The following is a 25,342-nucleotide window of genomic DNA, read 5'->3' as shown; positions in this document are numbered from 1 at the left end:
GATGCGCAAGACCGCGCTGATCCTCGGCGCGGTCGCCGCGTTGCTGGTCGCTATCGGCGGCATCTGGTTCGCCAGCGGATGGTGGAGTTCGGCCGTGATCGAGGAGGAAACCGCATTCATCGTGCCCTCCGGCTCGACACTGACATCGGTGGCCAAACGGATGGAGGAAGAAGGCGTGATCGGTTCTGCCGACGCCTTCCTCCTGCGCGCCAAGATCCTTGGCGGCAGCGATCCGATCCAGGCCGGAGAATTCCTCTTGCCCGCCGGAGCGAGCCAGGCGCAACTGCTCGGCATGTTCCAGAGCGGGGACGTGATCCGCCGCTTCGTGACCATTCCAGAAGGCATGCCCTCGATCCTCGTCTGGGAGCGCCTGATGGCGCAGGATCATTTGACCGGCGACATACCTGTGCCGCAGGAAGGCAGCATCCTTCCCGACACCTATGACTTCGAGCGCGGCGAAGACCGCGCCGACGTCCTCGCCCGGATGCAGGCGGCTATGCAAAACTACCTCGCCGAAGCCTGGCCCAAGCGCAAAGACGACATTGCAGTAGACAATATCAGGGATGCGCTGATCCTGGCCTCGATTGTCGAGAAGGAAACGGGTGTTGCGCGGGAGCGTCGCATGGTCGCGGGCCTGTATTCAAACCGCCTGAAGGACGGAATGCTGCTTCAAGCCGATCCGACGATCATTTATCCGATCACCAAGGGCAAGCCGCTGGGGCGGCGCATTCGCCAGTCCGAGATCGCAGCGGTCAATGATTACAACACCTATTCGATGGTAGGTCTTCCCAAGGGACCGATCACAAATCCGGGGCGCGAATCGATTGCCGCCGTCCTCGACCCCGAGGCCACTGAAGCTCGCTACATGGTGGCGGATGGCACCGGCGGTCATGCCTTCGCGGAAACTTTGGCAGAGCATAACGCCAACGTCGAAAAGTGGTTTGCCCTGCGCCGTGAACGTGGTGAGATGTGACACAGAGCGATGCCCCGCTCATCCTGACAGCCGAACTGCCGGCGGACCTCCACCGGCGCTACACCGGGCTGCGCACTGAACATTTCCCGCCTGAACGCAACTATCTCGAGGCGCACGTCACGCTGTTTCACGCGCTGCCTGCCCAGTGCGAGGGCGAGGCGCGGAGCTACCTTGCGCGGCTTGCCGGCGAAGTGCCGCCCATCTCGGGACGAGTGGAAGGCCTGATGTCGCTGGGCGGCGGCACTGCCATCAAGCTTACCAGTCCTGATCTGCTAGCTCTTCGTGACGAGATTGCCGATCATTTCCATGGCATGCTGACGGCCCAGGATCAGCACCGACCGCGGCTTCACGTGACGATCCAGAACAAGGTAACGTCCAAAGAAGCCAAGGCTTTGCAGGCAGAGTTGGCGGGCCAGATAGAGCCGCACGACTTCGCTTTTCCGGGGCTTGCACTCCATGCATATCGCGGCGGTCCGTGGGAGTTCTTGCGGCGCTTCGCATTTCGCGGGAAATGAGTGTTGACCGATAGGCCTGCGCGCCCTAAATGCGCCGCCTGCCGAGCGGGTGGCCACAACGGCCAAGGCTCGCATCACGGCCCTTTGGGGCGGAGTAGCTCAGCTGGTTAGAGCAGCGGAATCATAATCCGCGTGTCGGGGGTTCGAGTCCCTCCTCCGCTACCATAGACGGATCCTCATCGGTTCGCTTGCTTCAGCTTCCCAATGCTAATGTTTCAAGTTTGGCACGAGGTTGGCGCGCAGAGATTGCCATCCCTTCGATGCTTGCTCTGACGCCAGCAGCCTATTGCCGCTCTGGCAAGCGAAGCGTGTGGCACTGAGCGGAGGCAACATAGCCGAACTCTGCTCAACTATGCCTATGGTCGCTGAAATCCTTGTGGCTACTTCCTACTAAAAAGCGCGGCATTCAATGTCCGTAATCGGGTCGTTGGCTGCCCGTCCGCTCATGGCACATCGATCGTGCGGTAAATCCGTCCTCAAATGGGTGGAAACCGGTCGTACGGAAATGGTGCATAAATATCTGCTTCTGGCCGATACAAGGCCGTCCAATTTACAGTATGCCAAGCCATGAGGTCGCTTAAGGACTACAGACACTTTAGCTGATGCTATCCGCCAGCGATCAAAAAACGTGTCGCTTTGGGCCGCAAGCTCAATCCTGCTCGAACCCTGCTTTCAGATCCTTCTTGAGAATTTTGCCATTGGCGTTGCGAGGCAGAGTTTCCGCAGAAAAAATTATGCGGACTGGCACTTTGAATTTCGCCAGTCGATCCGCCACCCACTGTTTCAGCTCTTCCTCGCTCACCTTCATACCCGGTGCCAGATGCACCATCGCTGCGGGCTCTTCTCCTAGTGTCCTATGCGGGATTCCCAGTACCGCGACATCAGTTACCGCTGGGTGATCGTAAAGGACGTTCTCCACCTCGGAAGAATAGATGTTTTCTCCGCCGCGGATGACCATGTCCTTGGCGCGGTCGACGATGTAGCAGAAACCCTCCTCGTCGAGACGGGCGAGGTCACCGGTATCGACCCAGCCGTCGGCGAAAGTTGCCGCAGTTGCTTCTGGCTGGCCCCAATAGCCAATGACGACCTGCGGGCCGCGCGCGTAAAGGTTGCCGACCTGGCCAGCCGGGAGAGTGTTTCCCTGATCATCCGTTACCTTCACATCGCTTACCGGCACGGGCGGACCGGCGCTTTGTGGCCGGTTCAGATAATCCTCGGCTGAATGGACGGTGAGGGTAGCCATCGTCTCGGTCATGCCCCAGCCATTGCCGGGCATGGAACCGAAAGTTTCGTAGATCTTGCGGACTAGTTCGGGTGCCGCAGGCGCGCCGCCGTAAGCGATAGCCTCCAGACTTGAGAGGTCGTATTTTTCACGCTCAGGATGCTCGATCATCTGCCAGGCAATGGTTGGCACGCCGCCTGTTATGTTGACCTTTTCGCGCTCGATAATCTGGAAGGCTTCGACGGCTTCCCAGCGATGCATATAGATGATCGTGTGGCCGGCATATAATTGCCCCATCAGCCCTGCCGAACACGCTGTGACGTGGAACAGCGGGATCACGGTAAGCCCTACTTTGGGCGCTGGCGCGGGGATCGGGTCTCCGCGGCGGAGCAGATTGCGGGCTGCGGCATAGGCGCTTGAGAATATGTTGGTGGTCAAATTGCGGTGGCTGCCGAGCGCGCCCTTCGGTTTGCCCGTGGTGCCGCTAGTATAGAAAATGGTCGCCGGATCATCGGGCGAGATGCTAACCTCCGGGATAACGGCATCGGGTAGACCAGCCCACTCGCGCGGAGAGCCGATGACGCTTTCGAGTTTCCTAGCAGTCTGATCTTCGCTGTCGGAGCGCGCGACGAACACCGTCTCAATATCCGGGCATTCAGCCTGATGCGGCGCGATTCTCTCCCAGCGCTCGGCATCGCAAATCAGCACCTTTGCACCAGAATCGGCAAGGCCGAATGCGAGTTCCTGCCCCGTCCACCATGCGTTGAGGGGCACGCAAATCGCGCCGATCGCAGTCGCTGCAAAGAATGCGACTGGCCATTCGGGCAGGTTCCTCATGGCAAGGGCAACTCTGTCCCCCTTATCAATTCCGCAGTGCTGCAATTCGGCGGCAAGCCTGGCTACCGCGCGGTACCAAGCATCGTATGAAATCCGTTCATCTTCGTAGATGGTGACCAACCGTTCGCCATGCCCACGCGCATGATCAGCCAGAGCCCGCAGTGACGGCGGTGCATTCTTCCACGTCCGGGTCGGGATACCGCGAATATCGAGCGTTTCCATTTCGAAGGTCTGGCCCGCCGCGCAGAGCTCCTTTTCGATCTGCGCTAATGATTTGGCCGGCCAGCCTGCAGGTGGCTGCCAATGCCACGGTGCTTCGGCGCCCGCCTCAATTCCGTTCAAACCATCTCTCCCAATGGGGTATGTTTTATTCTGCAACCGATGCTAGGTCGGTTTGGCAGCGCGCTCAAGCGTCGTGCTGGGGAGAGAGAATGCCGACACCGTTTCATTGCGCCGACCCTGCTTCACTGGGCTTCGATTCCGAGCGGCTCGCGCGCATCCCGGAATTTTTGCAAAGCACGTATGTTGGCAATGGCCGCCTCCCGATGACCCAGCTGGTCGTTGCGCGGGACAAGCAGCCCGTATTCTACGATGCGCAAGGAACGATGGGCGAAAACCGCGAAGATCTGCGGCACGACGCGATTTTCCGGATAGCGTCGATGACCAAACCGGTCACTTCGGTGGCCTTCATGCAGCTGGTGGAAAAGTGCGCGGTCGCTTTGGAAGACCCCGTCAGCAAGGTCATTCCCGAACTCGGCAATTTGAGCGTCTATGCCGGCGGCGGCGGTTCCATACCGTTCGCTCCAGGTGCGAAGGCCGCGCCGATGCGTTTCGTCGATCTGCTTACCCATATGTCCGGGCTTACTTACGGGTTGCAGAACCGGACCAATATCGACGCCGTCTACCGCGAACATAACCTCGATTTTGCACGCAATTCGCACGATTCTGATACCTACATCGATATTCTCTCGAAAATGCCGCTGGAGTTTGCGCCCGGGGAAGGCTGGAATTATTCGGTCGCCACCGACGTGCTTGGCGTCGCAGTAGAGCGCATCTCGGGCATGCGGCTGGGCGAGTATTTCGAGAAACATATCTTTGGCCCGCTTGGAATGACAGACACCGCCTTCGGTGTCCGCAGTCAGGACAGTGACCGGCTGGTCGATGCTTATCAGTATCTACCCGGCAAACCGCCCAAGATGATCGATGCTGGACAAGGCAGTCGGCTGGCACAGGAAGGATTATTTGACAGCGGCGGCGGAGGCTTGTGCGGAACGATCGCGGATTATCACCGCTTCGCCACAATGCTGCTTAATGGCGGGAAGCTTGGAAATGCCCGCATCCTCAGTCCGAAGACGCTACGACTGATGCGTACCAATCATCTGCCAGGCGGTGCAGACTTGACGGACATGTCGAGCAGCCTCTTTTCCGAAGCCAATAATGCTGGAACCGGCTTCGGCCTTGGCTTCGCGATGGTCATCGACCCGGCAAAGACGCTGATGCCTTCCAGCATGGGGGAATTCTATTGGGGCGGTGCTTATTCAACCGCTTTTTTTGTTGATCCGGTGGAGGCGATTACGATGGTCTTTATGACCCAGGTTTACCCGTCCAGCACCTATCCCATTCGCCGCCAGCTCAAGACTTTAATCTATTCCGCATTGACTGAAAGCCGGGCCTGAAGCCCCGCCGGAAAGACCAGTTCAGCACATTCAAGGAGTACCCCGATGACTTCTCCAATTCGTACCGAACGTCACGATGATGTCTTGGTAATCATCTCCGACAATCCTCCGGTCAATGCGCTGGGCCATAAGGTGCGCCAGGGACTGAAAGACGGGATCGAACAGGCTTTGTCCGATGACAGCGTCAAAGCAGTAGTCATACGCTGTGACGGACGGACTTTTTTTGCGGGTGCCGACATCACCGAATTCGGCAAGCCTCCGGTCGGCCCGAACCTTCCTGAAACTCTCGATGAGATGGAGGCAAGTGACAAGCCGGTGGTAGCTGCGATCCATGGAACTGCCCTCGGCGGTGGATGTGAAGTCGCTCTTGCATGCCATTACCGCGTTGCTGTGCCGAGTGCGAAGATGGGACTACCCGAAGTCAAGCTGGGGCTGATCCCAGGCGCTGCCGGAACACAGCGCCTGCCGCGCGTCGTCGGCGTGGAGAACGCCTTGCCCATGGTTGTTCAGGGTAATCCGATTACAGCCAAGAAGGCATTGGAAATCGGATTGCTCGACCAGATCGTGGGAGAAGACAGTTTGGAGGCGGATGCCATCGCCTTTGCCCGCGCGCAAATCGGCAAGCCAGTGAAACGCAGTTCTGAAGGAACCGCCCAACAAGATGGAGTGAAGAATCCCGGCCTGTTCGACGAATTTCGCGCCAAGAACGCACGCCGGATACGCGGTGTGCATGCGCCTGAGGCTGGCATTCAAGCGGTCCAGGCAGCGACGCGATTGAACTATGCCGATGGCGTGAAGAAAGAACGCGAACTCTTCGTCGAACTGATGTCCGGTACCCAGAGCGCAGCAATGCGTCATTATTTCTTCGCTGAACGCGCCGCCAACAAGATCGACGACATCGATCCCCAGACCAAGACGATCGAAATCGCCAAGGTTGGCGTGATCGGAGCGGGCACGATGGGCGGCGGGATCGCGATGAATTTCCTGTCTGCCGGAATTCCGATCACCATCCTGGAAATGAAGCAGGATGCCCTCGATCGCGGGACCGGCGTAATCCGCAAGAATTACGAGCGTACCGCGGCGCGCGGACGGATGAAGCCGGAGCAGGTTGACCAGGCGATGGGCCTGCTAACTACCACGCTCGACTATGCGGATCTGGCCGATTGCGATCTGGTGATCGAAGCAGTCTACGAAAGCATGGAAGTGAAGATCGATGTGTTCGGTAAGCTTGATGAGGTGGTCAAGCAGGGCGCGATCCTGGCTTCCAACACCAGTTATCTGAATGTCGACGAGATCGCGCAGGCTACCAAGCGGCCAGGATATGTCCTGGGTCTGCATTTCTTCTCGCCCGCCAACATCATGAAGCTGCTGGAGATCGTGCGGGGTGCTGAAACGCGCGACGATGTTCTGATGACGGCAATGAAACTGGCCAAGAAAATCGGCAAGGTCGCCGTGGTGTCAGGTGTATGCCACGGCTTTATCGGCAACCGTATGCTCAGCCCGCGGCAGGTTCAGGCCAATGCCCTGCTGATGGAAGGGGCCAAGTACTGGGAAGTAGATGACGTATTGCTGGAGTTCGGTTTTCCTATGGGGCCATTCCAGATGGCTGACCTCGCCGGGATCGACATCGGCTGGCACCGGGATCCGTCCAAGGTCACCAATATCCGCGAGGCACTGTGCGCGGCAGACCGTTTCGGCCAGAAAAACGGCAAGGGTTTTTACGATTACGACGAGGCGCGCAATCGCACCCCGTCAGATGAAGTGCAGTCCATCATCGCGGATTTCGCCAGGAAAGAGGGTCACGAGCAGCGTGAGATCTCGACCGACGAAATCCGTGAGCGATTGCTCTATCCCATGGTCAATGAGGGCGCGATGATCCTGGATGAGGGTATGGCGCAGCGCGCGAGCGACATCGATGTGGTCTGGATCAACGGCTATGGTTGGCCGCTGACCACCGGCGGCCCTATGTTCTGGGCCGACACGGTCGGGCTTGATGTTGTTTTAGCGGGCCTCGAAAAGCACGGCCTGCCGGTCAGCGACTATCTTCGGCGCAAAGCGGAAGCGGGCGAACGGTTCAACTGAATGGCGCGCAAATATTCCAAACATGGTCCCCGAGAAGACCTCAACCGCGATGAAGTCGAGGCTCCGGCGATGCCGGTTACCTGCTGGCTGTGCGGCCGGCCCACCGGGAAGACCATTATCTGGCACCATCCCGTGCCAAAAAGCCGGGGCGGGCGCGATGTCGTGCCGATGCATCCTATTTGCCAGAACACTCTGACAACCAATTTCACCAACTCCGAACTGGAACGCCATGCGATGGATGTGGATGCACTGCTGGCAAACCCCAAGGTGCGAAAATTTGTCGACTGGGTAGCGAAAAAAGATCCTGATTTCACCGCGACTACGGCAAAAAAGCAGCGCTGATCAGCCTGCATATTGTTGAGACTTCGCTTCTGCTGCCACCCGCAGCGACAAATGCAAATTGAACGGCATTCTCTTCAGCGATCGCTTTGGGGATTAACGAGGGGGAAGCTCGATTGACAATCTCGGCTCAAGCTACAGCTAAGACCGTAGCCCCCAAGCGGCGCTGGTGGCTGATCGTCGCCGGATTCGCCATTGTCCTGGCAGGTGCATTTCTTGCGCACACTATCCGCACAACCGATGGCACTACTGTTCAGGACATACGGTTTACCGGCACGAACGGTACCGTCATGAGCGCTCTGCTGTACGTGCCCAAAAACGCCACTGCCGACACGCCCGCCCCAGGTGTTCTTGCAGTTCATGGTTACATCAATTCACGCGAGACACAGGACGGTTTCGCCATTGAATTCGCCCGCCGCGGTTACGTTGTTCTTTCGCTCGATCAGACCGGGCACGGATATAGCGGCGGCGCAGCATTCTCGAATGGTATTGGCGGCCCGGATGGTCTGAAATATCTTCGATCCTTGCCGATGGTCGATACAACTCAGATCGGCTTGGAAGGGCACAGCATGGGCGGCTGGACAGTGCTCGCAGCGGCACACGAAATGCCCGGTGCTTATGCATCAATGGTGCTCGAAGGATCATCGACGGGTGCGCCATTTGCGGCAGACGGGTCAGTCAAATGGCCGCGCAATCCTGCGCTCTTCTCCAGAATCATAAGCGTAGCCCCTCATGGCTCGCGACCCGAATTCTGCGCATTTCAGTAGATTCGACTGCTCTTTTTCTTTGTTTCGATCTCGCCAAATCGAACGGTTCGCCGGCTGGCGCTTTGCCGGGCGAACCGCTGCAACCTATCGAATTAGTCGTCCGATCCCGAGCTCTTGGTTTCACAGAACCAACCGAGGAAACGCCACTGGCCACCTCGCTTTACCAAGGTATCGGCACAACGTTCCGTGCTGTTCTCACGCTTGCCTTCGTAATTGGTTTCAACAACGTTGGCGTAATAAAAGGCAATAGCGGTATCGCCGCTAACAGCGATCTTGATGGGATCCAGTTGGTAGTGGAGCACTTTGCCCTCGGCGCCGAAAACGCGGGTGCGCGCCGCCATCTGATCGCGCGAGGTTGGAACTGGATAATCAGTGTTCCAGCCATAACCGTTGGGGTCGAGCTCTTCGGACCAAGTCCCGGGATCGACGTGTTCTGACCACGATTCCGAGACATAAGTCCACACTTCGGTCTGGTTGTCGGTCCACTGCTGTGCGCTTAGCGGTGCCGCAAACGCACCCAATGCGAAAGCAGTGATGGCGAATTTAACAGTTCGCATAAAAGATCCCTTATCTGGCCCGGCGAATTGCCTGGGCTTCCAACAGGGAGAAGGCGACCTCAGTTATTGATTTTTTTTGGGCCCCTGTGCTCGCCACACTAGGCCTATTCGTTTCGAATGCAAATCCGCGTTTCTAGGGGCGAGTCCCTCTCCGCTACCATTTTCGTTCAGCGCGAAAAGACGGCACCGTGAGGTGCGCCTTCCCCGGTCCACCCGTGAGGCCAGTTTCGCCTTCCGAAGCTAAAACCTACCTCGCTGTCTTCGCCGCGGAAGCGATCATCTATCGTCAGTGCTCCCGTCGCTTCATCGAGCTCGAGAAGATACATCCGTTGGCCAGGTTTGCTGGGGGTCACAACGAGCCTGCGAATTTCGGTGTCCCAAGCTGTCCAATGAGGATCGAAGTCCTCTCCCATGTCGAGGCGAGAGACCTCCACCGGTTGAGCCCCGTCTGAAATATCGAGGACAACGAAGGAATGGATGTCGGGCACGGCCTGCACCATGTATCGGCCCATTATCGTGGGAACGCCGCACCAGTTTCCCGGATATTGGTGCACCAACTGCGCTTGGGGAGCTGGGCCGTCGAGGCCGGTCACGCGCTGCAATCCGCATGACAGGGTGTGCACATAGACTGCGCCATCCGGCCCGACCCGCGGTTCTTCCGGGGAGATATGACCATTGAGGCGGGGGCCGGGATCAAGGCGATATGTACCGAGAAGTGCGAGATTTGATAGCTGGAAGACCTGGTAGGTGTTGCTGGTCATCAGCCAGTCGTCGCCCATGGGGGAGTTGGTGACGAGTACCCGGTCAATCTCAGGGAGGACTGCCAAGCCATAGGGCAGCAGGCCTTCGTCGGCGAATGCAGGATCAGCGTTCCCGACCGCACGCACCATCTCGCCTGCGTCGTTAATTTCCACGATCCCGCCGCTCAAGATCGGCATCTTCATACCAGCCTGGTGTTTTGCGTGTTGGAATGTCGCGAGGACGTTGCCATTCGGCAGGCGAGCGAAGCTGTGCGGCATGTTATAGCCGCCAAGGCTCGTAAATGCCGCGGCCTGGCGCGGCTCCAACGGGTTCGTGAGATCGAAAATTACCGTCCGGTTCGCGTCGTGATCATTTGCGAACAGCATGCCGCTTGCGGGCATCTCATATTCAGTGTGATGCGCATTCACGCTCTGTTGGTCGGAAGCCTTGCTTGTGACGATCCGGCCGTAGTTTGTGGAGCCCGGGTCGGCATCAATAACCGCGATGAAGTCGTTTCCCTCACCGGCGCGATCGCCAACCCAGACGTAAAGATATTTCCCGGTATCATCTTGGGCCACGGACTGCCCGCTGATGGCGAATGCCGACAGAGCACCGAGGACGGCTAGAAGTTTTCGAAACATTGCATTGTCCCCAAGCTTGCGACCCGGTGGACGGTGCCTAACATCCGAACCGTGGATTTGCCAATCGTTGCCACCCGGCCAACGACTTCTCGCCGCTGGAATCGAGAGCGCCTTTATTTGTAGGGCCGATATTCACCTTACGCGGTGGGCGGCGGTGTCCTGACACGGCGCCGCAGAAATCCGATGTTGTTCGCAGGTAGTGGCAATGAGAGCAGGCATGGGGGCTGGCCATGTCGCTTCAACTCTAGCTAGGGTCGGCCAACTTTAGAATTCGAGGATTATACCATGCGCCTTTTGCTGCTCAGCACCACTGCATTGCTCTCCGCTTGCGCGACAGCTCCGACGCCGGTCGGGGTGGCTAGTTCCCCGAGTGAAGCGATTGCTCCTGAAGCGAACAAGAGTGCTCAGCTCGCTCAGCTTTTCGAAGATTACGATACGGCGCAGTTGGCCATGTCGCCGGTTTCGAAAGCCTATCGCGGCATTGTCGATGAAAGTTATGGACAGTGGAACGAGCTGTCGGACGCTGCTGATGCAAAGAGCCGGGCGCTCGACATCGCTACAGTATCGCAAATGCGTGATCAGTTTGACCGCGCCAGCCTCAACACGGAAGATCGCCTGTCGTATGATCTTTTCGAAGCGAAGGTCGCCCGGAGCACCGCAGCCTACGAGTTCCGCGAGAATTATTTCCTCTTCGACCAGATGAATGGGCTGCAAAGTTTTGTCCCAAGCTTCCTCATCAACATACACCGCGTGTCCGACCTCGCGACCGCCGAAGCTTATATCAGCCGTTTGCAGTCTGCAGATACACTGATTGACCAGGCGATCTCTGAGAGCGCGGAGAGGGCTGCGGCTGGCGTCACGCCGCCGCGCTGGGTCTATGCTTATGTGATCAGCGACGCCAAGAATGTCATCAAAGGTACCCCTTTCGAAGCGGGCGATGATTCACCGATTTTCGCCGATCTCAAGGAAAAGGTCGGCGCGCTTGAGATTTCCGATACCGAGAAGAATCGGCTGATAGCTGCCGGCGCTGCGGCGATGGTTGACGATATGGCGCCGGCCTATCGCCGAATGATCGCCGAGATGGAACGCCAGCAAGCGAACGCTCCGACAGACGATGGCATTTGGCGCCTCCCTCGCGGAGCTGAATACTATGCCGAGCGATTGGCCAATTACACGACGACTGATCTTTCCGCCGATCAGATTCACTCGCTGGGATTGCGGGAGGTTGAACGCATCCACGGAGAGATGCGGGCGATCATGCAGACAGTCGGGTTCGAAGGCACCTTGCAGGAATTCTTCGCCCACCTGCGCGGCGGCGATCAGTATTTCTATACCACGAGGGAGGCTTACCTCGCAGATGTAGCGAAGGTGCTTGGAGCCATGGAAGCCGAGCTTCCCCGCTATTTCAATACGCTTCCCAAAGCAGAACTGCGCGTCAAACCGGTCGAGGAATTTCGTGAGAAATCGGCGGGCAAGGCATTCTACCAGTCACCTACACCTGACGGGTCCCGGCCGGGCACATACTACGTCAACCTCTATAATCTGCGAGACATGTCGAAGAACGAGCTGGAAGCACTCGCTTATCACGAGGGTGTGCCAGGTCACCACTTGCAGCGCGCTGTGCAGACAGAACTAGGCGACGTTCCGCCGTTCAGGCGGTTCGGCGGTGTGACTGCCTATACCGAGGGCTGGGGTCTCTATTCGGAAGAGCTGGGCAAGGACATGGGTTTCTATACCGATCCCTATTCCGATTTCGGCCGCCTTGGCATGGAATTATGGCGAGCGGCGCGGCTGGTCGTGGACACCGGTATCCATCACAAGCGCTGGTCGCGGGAACAGGCGATTGAATGGCTGCAAACCAACACGCCAAATCCTGAAGGGGACGTTCGGAAAGCGATCGAGCGCTACATCGTGTATCCAGGTCAGGCGACCGCCTACATGATCGGGAAGCTCAAGATCATGGAACTCCGCGAACGCTCGCGGGAAGCTTTGGGTGAGCGATTCGACATCCGGGAATTTCACGATGTGGTATTGCTCTCCGGCCCCGTACCGCTCGACGTTCTGGAGAGGCGGGTGGATGCATGGATTGCGACCAGTTTAGCTTCCCCTGCGAAGGAGTAATGCACTCAGGGGCGTGGATAGCTGATGCGTCGCGAGAGACGCAGCTATGCCATCCATTGCTGACGTGAACTTTGATGTTCTTGGTCATCGGGGAAGGATGGCGAGATAGGGCGGGGCGATACGCGGCTCGATATTCGCAGATGCCGATCAGCCCAAGTCTTGTTAGCGGCCCCGCTGATTATGCCGGGGTTTGAAAGCCAGCTGTACCCCAATGTAGCAATTGCAAGTGTGCAGAGCAGTGTTAGTCTCCTCGTTCATATCGGGGGGTGGACTGATGATGAAGAAGTTCGTGGCCGTTGCGGCTATGCTTGGAACACTAGGCGCTGGCACCACGGCGCATGCTGACGTTGTTACAGATTGGGCCGAGTTCGGCCGCACAATCGCGAGCGGGGAAGAATCGTCCAGTTCGCCCGAGCGTTTCTTTGCTCAAACCCAGCTTGCATTGGCGATGTTCGAAGCTGCGAACGCGATCGAGCAGGATTATGAAAGCCATCTATCGTTTCCTCCAGAGGAGGCCGAAGCTTCCGTAGAAGCGGCTGTAATGACCGCTGCGAAACACGTCTTGCTGGCACATTTCAGTTCGAGAAGCGAAGATATCGAGCGCAGCTATGAACTCGCCTTGGCAACGCTTCCTCAGGGCGACGAATTGGAGCGTGGAGTAGCGGTTGGCAAACGCGCAGGGGCTGCTGCATTGATGGCTGGAGCTGTCGATCCGGAGCGGGTCGCGACCCCCTATCGGCCAGTTACAGCGCCAGGCACCTGGGTCCCTGTTCAATTGCCCGTATTTCCCGATTGGTATGCGAATTTGCCGTTCTGGTCGCTCGAAGATCCTGAAGCCTACATGCCGCCCCCGCCGCCTGATTTGAGCAGCGAAGTCTGGGCGCGAGACTTCAACGAAGTCAAACGACTTGGCGGAAAAGAAAGCACTGAAAGAACATCACTGCAAAGCCGGATCGCCCGATACCGGATCACTCCGATTATCATGCCTACGCTGGAAGCTATCGCGGACATGCCTGGTCGGAGCACGTCGACCAATGCGCGGATGATAGCACTGCTTTACATGGCGACAGATGACACCGGCGTAATTACCGGCCTGGCAAAATTGCGGAATAACTTCTGGCGGCCGATTACCGCTATCCGGAACGCTGATATTGACGGAAGTCCGGAAACGGAAATGGACCCAGGCTGGGAGCCCTATATCCGCACTCCAAACCATCCTGAGTATCCTTGCGCGCACTGCAGCTGGGCTTCAGCGGTAGCTGAGGTATTGAAGGCGGAGGTGGGTGATGCGCCCCCTGGCGGAGTGCAAGTTGGCTCGCGGTCTCTCGACTATGCCGTGGTGCAGGTTCTGCCTACCTTTGATCAATGGGTGGAAGAGGTTTCATTTTCACGAATTGTTGGCGGCGTTCACTACCGTTTCTCAAACGATGCCGCTGAAGACATTGGGCGGACGGTTGCGGCAGAAACATTGAAGCTGATGCCGCCTCGGGAATAGCCAACGATAGATTCTCTCCATTGTCGAGGTTAGATTCGCACGTCAATTGCACGAGACCGAGATCGGAAATCATATCTGCATCAATCGGTTGCGTGGGCGATTTGGCCGCCATCAGCCTGTGTGATAAGTCACAACCCTTCAAACAGGAGGGGTATTATGAAATTTTATGTCACACTCGCGGCCAGTCTTGCAGTCATGGCCTGTTCGCCAGCAGCAGAGCCAGAGGCTGAGCCGGCGGCCGAACCAGCGGTAGAGGAAGTTGCTGTCGTACCCGGCGGCGTGGCTCCCGGCGACTACATTGTCCAAAGCGGCGATGACAGTTCACCTTTCTCGATTGACGCGGATGGCAACTGGACCGGCGTTGACGATGACGGCAATCCATCGAGCGGCACATCCGAAGTTGTCGATGGCAAGATTTGCTTCACAGATACCGGCGAAGACGAAGCAGAATGCTGGCTCAATGAAGCGACAGCCGAAGACGGTAGCTTCTCCTCGACGAGTGACTCTGGCGAAACTGTCACCGTGACACCTGCTTAAAAAGCAGGGCCAAGTGCATGATGTTAAAGGCGGCCTGAGGGCCGCCTTTTTCATGAGAGGTGCTGTTGGATCGCTATCACGCAGACAGACGCGGAGCAGCCAAGGCGATGGCTATGCGCCCTTGAATTCGGCTTTGCGCTTTTGCAGGAAAGCCATGGCTCCTTCGACAGCATCTTGCGTGCTGCCCGCTATGCGTTGGCCGTTGGCTTCAGATGCAAGGGTGGCGGGAAAGTCGGCTTGAAGGCCGTCGCGCAAAGTTCGCTTCATCTGGCCAAGCGCCACTGTCGGGCCATTGGCAAGCTTGTTCACCAGCGCTTCCGCCTCGGAAGCCAAGGCATCATCTTCGACGCATTTGTAGATGAGGCCGATTCGCTCTGCCTCTTCGCCGTGGATCTTCTCGCCCAGCATCATCATGCGCGTGGCCTGGGCTGTGCCGATCAGGCGCGGAAGCATCCAGCTTGACCCGCCATCGGGCACGAGGCCGATATTGACGAAGGCCTGGAGGAAATAGCCGCTCTTTCCGGACAGTACGAAATCTGCCGCGAGCGCGATCGAGCAACCCACACCTGCTGCGGGTCCTTGGACCATGGATACAACCGGCACGGGCAAGGCGGCGAGCGCCTGCACCATTGGATTGTAATGCTGGCTGAGTGAGGCAAATGCACGGTCGCCGCCGCTAACCGACATCTCTGCATTGGCAGCCAGATCCGCGCCCGAGCAAAATGCCCTGCCTTCGCCGCGCATCAGCACCGCGCGTGCATCGCCAAGATCGCGAATGGCAGTGAATATCTCGTCGGCCATTTGCGGCGGACAGGCATTGAGGCGTTCGGGCCGGTTGAGCGTGATCGTGAGCACAGGGCCATCGCGGGTCGTCTTGATCATTTCGAAATCGCTCATGGGTCCTCGTCCTCTCAAATTCTGTTGTCGGCTCCGTTTGGGCAAACAGGTGCGGTATTGCAACCTATTGCGAAGCCATATGCCACTGCGCGAGACCGCCATCACCGGTTGAGATGGTCCCCTGTGTGCCAACGGGCTCTGCTGAGCCATCGGTGAAAAAGGCGATCATCGCCTCATCACCACCGGGAATTTCTGCAAGCGTGCGGGCGCCCTGCGGTGTCAGAGCCACGACAACTCCGCCGCGAACGCTGCCATCCCGATTGTAGAAAACGGTATAGGTTTCCACTGTCGCAGGGCCGGCATAGTTTTCGTCCATGTCCGGAATGGGGCCGCGCTTTTCGTCGGCTTTTTTCTGAAAGTCGAAGTCTTGCGGGAAGGTCGCACCGGTTGGTGCACCCGACAGCATGATCGTGTGGCTATAGGTGGCATAGCCGCCATTGGCGAAGAGCAGACCCTTGTCCTTCGTCCCGCGCAGCAGTTCGACCATTTCGGCAACAGCATGGCTCATGTAATTGCCGATAGGTCCTCCGCCGAACGTCAGTCCGCCGAAGACAGTCGCCGGTTTGTCGAGCGGCCAGTTCAGGACCCTGCGGGCCATTTTCGGGACGCAGGGGAAACAGGAATAGAGTTCGGCATGCGCAAGATCGTCAGCTGACACTTCGTTCAACTTCAGCGTTTCCTCGATCGAGACAGTCAGGCTGAAGGACGCGTCGTATCTATCACGGGCGAGGAAATCGCCGTCCTTGCGCGCCGCAGCGCCGTAGCCAAGGTAAACCAGTCGATCTTCCGGAACATTGCGCCTGCGCGCCTCCGCGAGGCTTGTAACGAGAAAGCCCGCGCCTTGGTTCACCGACGAATTTGCCACCTGTAGCTTGGTGTAGGGGAACGCGATGAGGCGGTTATTCTCTGTCGGCGTCACGACTTCTTCGGCTGTGACCGGCGTGCGGAGCCAGGCGCTCGGCGTGCGCGATGCGACCTCGCTCATTTTCTCCCAGATCGCACCGCTTTCTGCCTGGCCTTCCTCCAAGGTCTGTCCGTAGGCAGCGCGGCAGGCGTTTTCATAGAGCGGATAGACATCGGTCGGGACCACAAGGCCGAAGCTTTGGCCGTATCCTATGGTCTGACGGTGTTTCGCATCGCGAAGGGCGTTCGGCTTAGCCTTGTCTTTGCGCGGTTTCAAAGCGGCCAGCTGGGCGGCTGTGCGCAAGGCTTCTGCCCCAACTACGGCGCAAACGACAGCTTCGCCCGCCGCGATCCGGTTAGCTGCTTCATGGAGGAGCAGGATCGGGCTATCGCCGCTGGGTATCGCCGTCTGCTCGCGGTGGGCCGGATCAATGCCGAGCGTTTCGGCCAGCTTGCCATCAACCGGGTTCAAATGGGGCCAGCCAAGCTGCGCCACCACGGCCAGCGAATCGCAGTCCTGTAACCAGCCGCCGCCAGCGTCGCCATCGGCGCGGCGCAGCGCCTCTGCCATCAGGCCGATGGGGTCGAGCCCGTCCGCGGGATCGCCGGGCCGGTCGTTGATTTGGCCAACGCCGATGATAACAGGTGTGTTTGCTGGGCCGAGTGCAGTCATGACTACACGGTTAGCCGCCATGCGGATTTTCGCAAATGAAAGAAAATGGCTGGGGTGGCAGGGATCGAACCTGCGAATGGCGATACCAAAAACCGCTGCCTTACCACTTGGCTACACCCCAGCAGGCGGGCGCTCCTATAACGCGCTCGGCAGGAATGTGAAGGGGGTAGCAGCGCAGCGCGCGATAAGCGATAGCATGGCCATGACCGACACCGCTGTTGCCCGCTCTATCCTCGACACGCTTGTCGCCTTCGACACGACCTCGTCGCGCAGCAATCTGGCTCTGATCGAATGGGTGAAAAATTATCTCGCGCAATTCGGGGTGCAGGCAGAGCGCGTCGCGAACGAGGCGGGCAACAAGGCCAATCTCTTCGCCACTTGCGGACCATCCGTGGCAGGCGGAGTGATTCTTTCAGGCCATAGCGATGTTGTGCCTGTGGAAGGACAGGCGTGGAGCAGCGATCCGTGGGCGGTGCGCGAGGCTGAGGGACGCCTTTATGGCCGCGGCGTGGCCGATATGAAGGGCTTTCTCGCACTGGCGCTGGCGCATGTCCCTCGCTTTGTGAAGGGCGCCAGTCCCGTGCATCTCGCCATCAGCTATGATGAAGAGGTCGGCTGCCAGGGCGCGCCTGCCATGATCGAACGGATGGCTGCGAGCATTCCTGCACCGCGTCTAGCGATCATCGGTGAACCCAGCAGCATGAGGATCATCACTGGTCACAAGGGGATCAGCGTTTTCGAGGTGCGAATTCGCGGCCACGAAGCGCACAGCTCGCTTACCGGTCACGGCATTTCTGCAAATATGGTCGCCGTGGAAATCATGTCGCACCTCAGCGACATCGCTCGCAAGCTTGAGGCCGAGGCCGATGTGGAGAATGGTTTCGACCCGCCGCAGGCGACGCTCACCATCGGCGAGATGGAAGGCGGGACCGCGGCCAATATCCTGGCCGGACATGCGCGGTTCGTGTTTGATCTCCGGGCGCCTCCCGGCGTCGATACTGCGGCCGTTCTGGCGCCCTTGCAGGACCAATGCGCTGCGCTTGATGCTTCGATGAAGGCGCGCTTTGCGGGCACAGGGGTCAAGCTGACCCAGATCGCCAGCGCTCCGCCGATGACGCCGGACGGAAGCGACGATGCTGTAGCGTTCGTTCGGCGGCTAACCGGCGAAAATGCGCCCGCCTCCCGGGTCGCTTACGCGGCGGAAGGCGGGCAGTTTCAACAGGCTGGATTTCCGACCTTGATCTGCGGGCCGGGCTCGATCGAACAGGCGCACCAGCCCGATGAATGGATCGCTTCGGAGCAGTTCGAGGCCGGAGCGCGCTTCATGGACCGTCTGGCCGGACAATTAGCCTGACGCTCAGCGCATCGCTCAAACGAACTAGAGCTTCTTGCCTTCGAAATCGGCGGCCGAATGACGCTCGAGCAGCTGGGTGTCTTCATCACCCCATGCCTTGTTGACGATGCGGCCTCGTTTCACGGCGGGCCGCGCCCCGATCTGCTTCGCCCACCGGGCGACGTTTTCATATTCGTCGATCGAGAGGAAAGTCTTGGCTTCGTTGTAGATCGTGCCTTCGACGAACGGCGCCATCCACGGCCAAGCTGCGATATCAGCGACGGTATAATCCTTGCCGCCCAGGAATTCGCTTTGCGCCAGACGCTGGTCCGCCACGTCGAAGAGGCGCTTTGTTTCCATCGCATAGCGGTTGATGGGGTATTCGAACTTCTCGGGCGCATAGGCGTAGAAGTGACCGAAGCCGCCCCCGATGAACGGCGCGCTTCCGATCTGCCAGAACAGCCAGCTGAGCACTTCGGCGCGGGTATGATCGGTGGGCAGGAAGGCGCCGAACTTTTCGGCCAGATGCATCAGGATCGCGCCGCTTTCGAAGATACGGATCGGCGTGTCGCCGCTGCGGTCGAGCAGGGTGGGAATCTTGGAATTGGGGTTGAGGTCGACAAAGCCCGAACCGAACTGGTCGCCATTGCCGATGTTGACCGTCCAGGCATCATATTCCGCGCCTGAATGCCCCGCTTCGAGCAGCTCTTCGAACATCACGGTAGCTTTCACGCCGTTGGGCGTGGCGAGTGAATGGAGCTGGAAGTCGTGTTCTCCGACAGGCAGTTCCTTTTGTTCGCGGGCACCGGCGGTCGGGGCGTTGATGCTGGCAAACTTGCCGCCGTTCTCGGCATCATGAGTCCAGACTGCGGGCGGGGTATAGGTTGCGTCGGCCATTAGGGTCTCCTTTGGGCAAAGGGCTAGTTCACCCTTCCGTTCGTCGCAAGATGGGGAACCGCTACACCCCTGCCACGGTTCTTCCCTTCGCCATGACGAAGCTCATCTATATCGACGACAGCCTACCCGGCATCACCCGCAAGGGGGCAGGGAGGGGCTGGGCCTATTACGATCCCCAAGGCGCGCTGATTACCGACCGGGCCGAGAAGCAGCGGCTCAACGCCGTCGCATTGCCGCCGGCCTATGTCGATGCGTGGTTTTGTCCGGCGCACAACGGGCACATCCTGGCAACCGGCGTCGATGCGAAGGGACGCAAGCAATACCGGTATCACCCCGAATTTCGTGCCGCGCGTGAAAGTGAGAAGTTCGACAGCTGCGTGACATTTGGCAAACTATTGCCGCTGGTGCGCAAGCGGGTCGAAGATGATCTTCGCGGCCGCAAGTTGACCCGCGAGAGGGTCATCGCCAGCGTGATTCGCCTGCTCGACCTGGGCGCTGTCCGTATCGGGAACGAAGGGTACGCCGAACGCAACAAGAGCTTCGGAGCCACCACGCTGCGCCAGCGTCATGCCGATGTGACGGGAAAGACGCTGAGCCTTCGCTACAAGGGCAAGTCCGGTAAAATGCGCGAAGTCACTTTGACCGATGGCAGCCTGGCCAGGATCGTGCGCAAGATGCAGGACCTGCCGGGTCAAAACGTGTTCCAATATCTGGATGACGACGGAGATGTGCGGTCGGTCGGTTCGAGCGATGTGAATGAGTATCTCGAAGAAACGATGGGCGAACGCTTCACCGCGAAGAACTTCCGCACCTGGCACGCAAGCGTTTTGGCGTTCAAAGCCCTGTGGGAAGGCGATGGGCGGATGCCGATCAAGGACCTGCTCGATTGCGTCGCGACGAAGCTGGGCAATACGCCTGCGGTCACGCGAAAAAGCTACATCCACCCTGCGGTGATCGACCTTGTCGAGCGGCAGGAAGAATGGCGCGATACCATGAACTTGCCGCGTTCAACCCGTTGGCATACGCGTGAGGAACGCGGCTTGATCGCGCTCCTCGAAGGTTCACCCCACTCTGCGGACCTGCTTGCAGCCGCGTAAGTGTTGATGCGTTTATCTTTTTAGGATAATCGCATCAACATGCACCTTGCAGGACAGAAACTGAAGGCATGGCGTCAAGCGCAGCGCCCGGCGCTGTCCGCAGCGGATTTCGCCGATCAGCACGGTTTCAAGACTCAGACGGTATTTGGCTGGGAAAGCAAGGGCCGGATTGCCCGTGCCGATGCCCAGCGCAAGCTTGCCGAATTAGGTATCTGTGAACCGGCAGACTGGATTGCGCCGGCGCAAGACCAACAGAAAGACCACCAGGAAATGGCCAAGAGCGACACGCATCCCTTCTACGACATGCACACCCACGGCTTCGTACGGGTGGCGACTGCTACGCCGAAGGTGCGTACGGCCGACGTCGCATATAATGCGCAAGGGATCATCGAACAGGCGCGCAAGGCCGATGGCCAAGGCGTCGACCTGCTGCTCTATCCGGAGCTTTGCCTGTCTTCTTACGCTATCGACGATCTGCATCTGCAAACCGCACTTCTGGAATCAGTCGAACGCCATCTTGCCCAGATCGTCGACGTCTCGCGTGACCTCACTCCGGTGCTGGTGATCGGCGCGCCGCTGCGCAGGAACGGGCGGATATACAATTGCGCCATCGCTATCACTCGCGGTCAACTCCTGGGCGTGGTGCCGAAGAGCTATTTGCCGAACTACCGCGAGTTTTACGAAAAGCGCTGGTTCAGCCACGGGCGCGACTGCGTAGGCTTACAAATCGATGTGAACGGTGAGAGCGTGCCTTTCGGCACCGACTTGATCTTCAATGCGTCGGACCTGCCCGGCTTCACTTTCGGTATCGAGATTTGTGAGGATTTCTGGTCGCCCAATCCGCCCGCAACAGGGGCGGCGTTGGCAGGGGCGACGATCCTGCTCAACCTGTCTGCGTCCAACATCACTATCGGCAAGTCGGACGAGCGCCATATGCTGACCCGCGCCAGTTCCTCGCGCCTCGTCTGCGCCTATGCCTATTCGGCCAGCGGATACGGCGAAAGCACGACCGACCTTTCGTGGGACGGGCAGGGCATGATCTACGAACTTGGCGATTTGATGGTCGAAAGCGTGCGGTTCGACCACGAGCCTGAGCTTTGCGTTACGGACATCGATACGCGGCGCATACTTGCCGAACGGATGCGGATGCAGACCTGGGGCGATGCTGCCGACGCCGCTGACCGGCCCGAAGATTGGTACCGCCGCGCCAGTTTTGAACATGGTGCTGCACGCAAGGATATCGGACTCGTCCGTCCAGTCCGCCGTTTCCCCTTCGTGCCCAACCGGCGGGAAAAGCTGGACGAGGACTGCTACGAAGCGTTCAATATCCAGGTCGATGCCCTGATGCGCCGGATCGAGGCGACGCATGCCAAGTGCCTCACCATCGGGATTTCCGGCGGACTGGATTCGACCCATGCCCTGTTGGTTGCAGCCAAGGCGATGGACCGGCTTGGCCGCCCCCGCACCGATATTCGCGGTTATACGATGCCGGGGTTCGCGACATCTGATCACACCAAGTCGAACGCCTGGAAGCTGATGAAAGCCTTTTCGATCAGCGCAGAGGAAATCGACATCAAGCCGGCTGCCAGGCAGATGCTGGAAGATATCGAACACCCGTTCTCAGAAGGAGAACCGGTCTATGACGTGACCTTCGAGAATGTGCAGGCGGGACTGCGCACCGACTACCTGTTCCGTCTTGCGGGCCATCACGGCGGGTTCGTGCTTGGTACTGGCGATTTGTCCGAATTGGCGCTCGGTTGGTGCACCTACGGCGTGGGCGACCAGATGAGCCATTACGGCGTCAATTCAGGCGTCCCGAAAACGCTCATCCAGTATCTCATCCGCTGGACCACCACCACGCACCAGTTCGACGACGGCGTCGATGACGTATTGCTGGCGATCCTCGATACCGAAATCAGCCCCGAGCTTGTCCCTGCGGGCGAAGACGGGGAAATCCAGTCCACGCAGTCCATCATCGGGCCGTATGAATTGAACGATTTCTTCCTCCACCATGTGATCCGCTATGGCCAAAGCCCCAGCCATGTCGCTTTCCTCGCCTGGCACGCCTGGCAGGATGCGAAAGACGGACAGTGGCCGATCGATTTCCCGCAGGAAAACCGCAACGAATACGATCTTGCCACGATTGCAGGATGGCTGGAAAAATTCGTGAAACGGTTCTTCGGCCTCAGCCAGTTCAAGCGCAGCGCGATGCCGAATGGCCCCAAGGTCAGCGCAGGCGGCGCATTGTCGCCGCGCGGGGATTGGCGCGCACCGAGCGATGCGGTCGCCGATGTCTGGCTGGAAGACCTGAAGCGGGCCTTGCCCCCGCTTTAAGCAGGGAACAATACGGCCTCGTCGCCTGTTTGCCAGACCGGATGCTTCATCATGATAGAGGCGAACAGTTCGCTTTGCAGATGCCGTTTGAGCCATGCCTGAAGCCGGGGCAGCGGCAAGGCATCGAACCACGCACGGTCATGATTTGCGAATTGCCGGATGAAGGGAAACAGGGCGATATCCGCCATGCTGCGGGTGTCACCGCACAGGTTCGCCTGACCTTCCAGACGCGCGTCCAGTTCGGACAGGATCGCCAATGCCGCCGCGCGGTGCTCCATCGGGTCGGTATCGTGGCGGGTATAGTATTTGTACCGGTCGAGATGATGCTTGAACGGGCCGTCATTGCGAGAGATCAATTCTTCGACCTCACCTGCGAGCCAGCCTTCTGGATCGCTGCGGCCAAGCGCATGGCGCATCACGTCGAGACTTTCCTCAAGGGTCTGCCCATCCGGCAGTACCAGCACCGGCACGGTCCCCTTGGGCGAAGCCTCGAGCATTTCGGCAGGCTTGTCAGCTAGCTTAACCTCCCGCAGTTCGCACCGTGTCCCGCTGATCCACAGCGCCATGCGCGCGCGCATCGCATAGGGGCAGCGCCGGAAGCTGTAGAGTATGGGAAGATCGCCCATCAGCGCCCGGGCGGCTTGACGCCGACGTGTCCGACACCGCGCTTGCGAGCGAGTTCTACCTGTTTCTGGCGTTCGGCATAGCGGGCGCGCTGTGCTTCGTCGCGGTCGCCGATGCAGTGCGGGCAGCTGACCCCTTCGGCGAAGTCGGGGGACTGGCGATCGTCTGCGTCCAGCGGCATCCGGCATGCGCGACAGAGCGTGTAGTCGCCCTGTTTCAACCCGTGCCCGACCGCCACACGCTCGTCGAATACGAAGCATTCGCCCTGCCAGCGGCTTTCCTCTTCAGGCACCGTTTCGAGATATTTGAGGATGCCGCCTTTGAGGTGATAGACTTCGTCCACCCCTTCTGCGCGCAGGAAGCTGGTCGATTTCTCGCAGCGGATGCCCCCTGTACAGAACATCGCGACCTTCTTGCGCCCTTCGAGCAGATCGTCGCGGTGTTCGCGGAACCATGCGGGAAAGTCGCGGAAGCTGGCAGTGTGCGGATCGACTGCACCTTCGAACGTGCCAATGGCGGTCTCGTAATCATTGCGCGTGTCGATCACCACAGTATCGGGATCGGCGATCAGCGCATTCCAGTCTTCCGGTGACACATACCGCCCGACACTGGCACGCGGGTCGATATCGGGTTCGCCCATGGTCACGATTTCCTGCTTCACCCGCACCTTGAGGCGGATGAACGGCATTTTGGCGGCATAGGAGTATTTGACTTCAAGATCGGCGCAGTCGGGCAGAGCGCGCAGGTGGTCGATAATCGCACCGATGGCGTTATCCGTGCCTGCAATCGTGCCGTTCAACCCTTCGCGGGCAAGCAGGAGCGTACCCTTGATGCCCAGCTCCTCGCACTTGGCGAATAGCGGTTCGCGCATCGATGCAGGATCAGCAAACGCGGCAAAACGATAAAGGGCCGCTACGGTAATCGGCAGAGCTTCGGACATGATCAGTCCAGCCGCATGGTCCAGCCATGCTTATCCTCGACAACGCCCTTCTGGATGCCGACCAGCTTTTCGCGAATCTTGTGCGTGATCTGTCCGGTCCCGCCCGAGCCGATGCTAAACTCGCCATCGGGGCCGAGCACGGTTCCGACCGGCGTGACGACGGCGGCAGTTCCGCAGGCCATCGTTTCAATCAGGCGCCCTTCGGTCGCATCAGCGCGCCACTGATCGATGCTGTAAGGCTCTTCGCGCACATTGAGGCCTTCTTCGCGCAGCAGCTGGATCAGGCTGTCGCGGGTAATTCCGGGCAGGATCGTGCCGGTGAGGGGAGGGGTGATGACCGAGCCATCGTCGAACACGAAGAACAGGTTCATGCCGCCCAGTTCCTCGACCCACTTTTTCTCGACTGCATCAAGGAAGACCACCTGGTCGCAGCCGTGCTCGATGCCTTCGGCCTGCGGAACGAGGCTGGCGGCGTAATTGCCGCCGGTCTTCGCTGCGCCAGTGCCGCCGGGCGCCGCGCGGGTATAGTTGCGACTGACCCAGATCTTCACGGCTTTCGCGCCGCCCTTGAAATAACCGCCGACGGGCGATGCGATCAGGATGTATTTATACTGCGTCGCGGGGCGCACGCCGAGGAAGGCCTCGGATGCGAACATGAAGGGGCGCAGGTACAGCGCGCCATCGGGAATGGTCGGCACCCAGGCGCGGTCTTTGGCGACCAGCTGGCGGATGGATTCAAGAAACAGCTCTTCCGGCAATTCCGGCATCGCCATGCGCCGCGCACTTTTATTAAAGCGGCGCGCATTCTGTTCGGGCCTGAACAGGGCAAGGCTGTCATCGCCTTGCTTGTAGGCTTTCATGCCTTCGAAGATTTCCTGCGCGTAATGCAGCACTGCCGCCGCCGGATCGAGGCTGATCGGTTCGCGCGGACCCACGGTTGCCTTGTGCCAGCCGCCTTTTTCCGAGTCATAGTCGATGACGACCATGTGATCGGTGAACAGCTTGCCAAAGCCGGGGTCCTGCAGGGACTGTTGGCGCGTTTCGTCAGAGACGGGTGCGGGGTGGGGGATGAGCTCGAAATCCATGACGCGCGGTTAGGATTTCGCGGCAGTCAGCGCAAGAGGCGCTACCACTCCTTTGC

At 59.1% G+C, this 25,342-nt stretch carries 21 protein-coding genes and 2 tRNA genes; 13 read left to right on the top strand and 10 right to left on the bottom strand.

The window, feature by feature from the left end; all coding sequences use genetic code 11:
• The first annotated feature begins 1 nt into the window (after nucleotide 1).
• The 3 genes from mltG to K3166_RS07830 all read left to right on the top strand — a co-directional run bounded on the left by mltG (nucleotide 2) and on the right by K3166_RS07830 (nucleotide 1,653).
• On the top strand, nucleotides 2-973 hold the full coding sequence (gene mltG, locus K3166_RS07840) for an endolytic transglycosylase MltG (RefSeq protein WP_221424017.1): 972 nt from the start codon (nucleotides 2-4) through the stop codon (nucleotides 971-973).
• Nucleotides 970-1,488, top strand: coding sequence for a 2'-5' RNA ligase family protein (locus K3166_RS07835; RefSeq protein WP_221421730.1), 519 nt, complete (start codon nucleotides 970-972; stop codon nucleotides 1,486-1,488). The genes mltG and K3166_RS07835 overlap by 4 nt, the downstream gene beginning before the upstream one ends.
• An 88-nt stretch (nucleotides 1,489-1,576) precedes the next feature.
• Nucleotides 1,577-1,653, top strand: a tRNA-Met gene (locus K3166_RS07830).
• Between the two features lie 484 nt (nucleotides 1,654-2,137).
• Here K3166_RS07830 and K3166_RS07825 read toward each other — a convergent pair.
• A complete protein-coding gene (locus tag K3166_RS07825; RefSeq protein ID WP_247714574.1) occupies nucleotides 2,138-3,889 on the bottom strand; it encodes a class I adenylate-forming enzyme family protein in 1,752 nt (583 codons plus the stop codon).
• An 89-nt stretch (nucleotides 3,890-3,978) separates the two neighbouring features.
• Here K3166_RS07825 and K3166_RS07820 point away from each other — a divergent pair, with 89 nt between their 5' ends.
• The 4 genes from K3166_RS07820 (at nucleotide 3,979) to K3166_RS07805 (ending at nucleotide 8,411) form a co-directional block, all read left to right on the top strand.
• Nucleotides 3,979-5,223, top strand: a complete 1,245-nt coding sequence (locus K3166_RS07820) for a serine hydrolase domain-containing protein (protein WP_221421729.1) — start codon at nucleotides 3,979-3,981, stop codon at nucleotides 5,221-5,223.
• A gap of 45 nt (nucleotides 5,224-5,268) precedes the next feature.
• Nucleotides 5,269-7,305 carry a 3-hydroxyacyl-CoA dehydrogenase NAD-binding domain-containing protein gene (locus K3166_RS07815; RefSeq protein WP_221421728.1) on the top strand — a complete coding sequence of 679 codons (2,037 nt, stop codon included), beginning with the start codon at nucleotides 5,269-5,271 and terminating at the stop codon, nucleotides 7,303-7,305.
• Complete coding sequence (locus tag K3166_RS07810) at nucleotides 7,306-7,647, top strand: hypothetical protein (RefSeq protein ID WP_221421727.1); 342 nt, start codon at nucleotides 7,306-7,308, stop codon at nucleotides 7,645-7,647.
• Nucleotides 7,648-7,760: 113 nt separating this feature from the next.
• On the top strand, nucleotides 7,761-8,411 hold the full coding sequence (locus K3166_RS07805; RefSeq protein ID WP_221421726.1) for an alpha/beta hydrolase family protein: 651 nt from the start codon (nucleotides 7,761-7,763) through the stop codon (nucleotides 8,409-8,411).
• Nucleotides 8,412-8,503: 92 nt separating this feature from the next.
• Here the strand turns inward: K3166_RS07805 and K3166_RS07800 are convergent, their stop codons facing one another.
• Nucleotides 8,504-8,968 (bottom strand): nuclear transport factor 2 family protein, encoded by a 465-nt coding sequence (locus K3166_RS07800; RefSeq protein ID WP_221421725.1) that lies wholly within the window; start codon nucleotides 8,966-8,968, stop codon nucleotides 8,504-8,506.
• Nucleotides 8,969-9,135: 167 nt separating this feature from the next.
• Complete coding sequence (locus K3166_RS07795; RefSeq protein ID WP_221421724.1) at nucleotides 9,136-10,350, bottom strand: hypothetical protein; 1,215 nt, start codon at nucleotides 10,348-10,350, stop codon at nucleotides 9,136-9,138.
• Nucleotides 10,351-10,635: 285 nt separating this feature from the next.
• On the opposite strand from K3166_RS07795, the gene K3166_RS07790 reads away from it, so the two are divergent.
• The 3 genes from K3166_RS07790 to K3166_RS07780 all read left to right on the top strand — a co-directional run bounded on the left by K3166_RS07790 (nucleotide 10,636) and on the right by K3166_RS07780 (nucleotide 14,503).
• Nucleotides 10,636-12,471, top strand: coding sequence for a DUF885 domain-containing protein (locus tag K3166_RS07790; RefSeq protein WP_221421723.1), 1,836 nt, complete (start codon nucleotides 10,636-10,638; stop codon nucleotides 12,469-12,471).
• 274 nt (nucleotides 12,472-12,745) lie between these two features.
• Nucleotides 12,746-13,966 carry a vanadium-dependent haloperoxidase gene (locus K3166_RS07785; protein WP_221421722.1) on the top strand — a complete coding sequence of 407 codons (1,221 nt, stop codon included), beginning with the start codon at nucleotides 12,746-12,748 and terminating at the stop codon, nucleotides 13,964-13,966.
• A gap of 156 nt (nucleotides 13,967-14,122) precedes the next feature.
• Nucleotides 14,123-14,503 carry a hypothetical protein gene (locus tag K3166_RS07780; RefSeq protein WP_221421721.1) on the top strand — a complete coding sequence of 127 codons (381 nt, stop codon included), beginning with the start codon at nucleotides 14,123-14,125 and terminating at the stop codon, nucleotides 14,501-14,503.
• A 111-nt stretch (nucleotides 14,504-14,614) separates the two neighbouring features.
• Here K3166_RS07780 and K3166_RS07775 read toward each other — a convergent pair whose 3' ends face one another.
• The 3 genes from K3166_RS07775 to K3166_RS07765 all read right to left on the bottom strand — a co-directional run bounded on the left by K3166_RS07775 (nucleotide 14,615) and on the right by K3166_RS07765 (nucleotide 17,097).
• Nucleotides 14,615-15,400, bottom strand: a complete 786-nt coding sequence (locus K3166_RS07775; protein WP_221421720.1) for an enoyl-CoA hydratase-related protein — start codon at nucleotides 15,398-15,400, stop codon at nucleotides 14,615-14,617.
• Between the two features lie 64 nt (nucleotides 15,401-15,464).
• Nucleotides 15,465-16,976: an acetyl-CoA acetyltransferase gene (locus tag K3166_RS07770; protein WP_221421719.1), complete on the bottom strand. Its 1,512-nt coding sequence runs from the start codon at nucleotides 16,974-16,976 to the stop codon at nucleotides 15,465-15,467.
• 46 nt (nucleotides 16,977-17,022) lie between these two features.
• Nucleotides 17,023-17,097: transfer RNA gene (locus tag K3166_RS07765), tRNA-Gln, on the bottom strand.
• Nucleotides 17,098-17,178: 81 nt separating this feature from the next.
• Here K3166_RS07765 and argE point away from each other — a divergent pair.
• On the top strand, nucleotides 17,179-18,330 hold the full coding sequence (gene argE / locus K3166_RS07760) for an acetylornithine deacetylase (RefSeq protein WP_221421718.1): 1,152 nt from the start codon (nucleotides 17,179-17,181) through the stop codon (nucleotides 18,328-18,330).
• 24 nt (nucleotides 18,331-18,354) lie between these two features.
• Here the strand turns inward: argE and yghU are convergent, their stop codons facing one another.
• Nucleotides 18,355-19,206 carry a glutathione-dependent disulfide-bond oxidoreductase gene (gene yghU / locus K3166_RS07755; protein ID WP_221421717.1) on the bottom strand — a complete coding sequence of 284 codons (852 nt, stop codon included), beginning with the start codon at nucleotides 19,204-19,206 and terminating at the stop codon, nucleotides 18,355-18,357.
• A gap of 92 nt (nucleotides 19,207-19,298) precedes the next feature.
• On the opposite strand from yghU, the gene K3166_RS07750 reads away from it, so the two are divergent.
• Complete coding sequence (locus tag K3166_RS07750) at nucleotides 19,299-20,303, top strand: DNA topoisomerase IB (RefSeq protein ID WP_221421716.1); 1,005 nt, start codon at nucleotides 19,299-19,301, stop codon at nucleotides 20,301-20,303.
• A gap of 270 nt (nucleotides 20,304-20,573) precedes the next feature.
• The gene (locus tag K3166_RS07745; RefSeq protein WP_221424015.1) at nucleotides 20,574-22,637 is read left to right on the top strand and encodes an NAD(+) synthase; all 2,064 of its coding nucleotides are present in this window, start codon (nucleotides 20,574-20,576) and stop codon (nucleotides 22,635-22,637) included.
• Here the strand turns inward: K3166_RS07745 and K3166_RS07740 are convergent.
• From K3166_RS07740 to K3166_RS07730, 3 genes are read right to left on the bottom strand one after another with little or no spacing between them, the layout of a single operon-like run.
• The gene (locus K3166_RS07740; protein WP_221421715.1) at nucleotides 22,634-23,263 is read right to left on the bottom strand and encodes a glutathione S-transferase; all 630 of its coding nucleotides are present in this window, start codon (nucleotides 23,261-23,263) and stop codon (nucleotides 22,634-22,636) included. The genes K3166_RS07745 and K3166_RS07740 overlap by 4 nt on opposite strands.
• Entirely contained in the window at nucleotides 23,263-24,201 is a 939-nt protein-coding gene (gene trhO / locus K3166_RS07735) for an oxygen-dependent tRNA uridine(34) hydroxylase TrhO (protein ID WP_221421714.1), read from the bottom strand. Before trhO ends, K3166_RS07740 begins: the two co-directional genes overlap by 1 nt.
• A gap of 2 nt (nucleotides 24,202-24,203) precedes the next feature.
• On the bottom strand, nucleotides 24,204-25,286 hold the full coding sequence (locus K3166_RS07730; protein ID WP_221421713.1) for a branched-chain amino acid aminotransferase: 1,083 nt from the start codon (nucleotides 25,284-25,286) through the stop codon (nucleotides 24,204-24,206).
• Nucleotides 25,287-25,342 lie beyond the last annotated feature (56 nt).

Origin of the sequence: Qipengyuania psychrotolerans (genome assembly GCF_019711355.1) — a bacterium.
Classification (GTDB): Bacteria; Pseudomonadota; Alphaproteobacteria; order Sphingomonadales; family Sphingomonadaceae; genus Qipengyuania; species Qipengyuania psychrotolerans.
The sequence above is the reverse complement of the archived record's forward strand: the minus strand, read 5'-3'. Positions and strand labels throughout refer to the sequence as shown.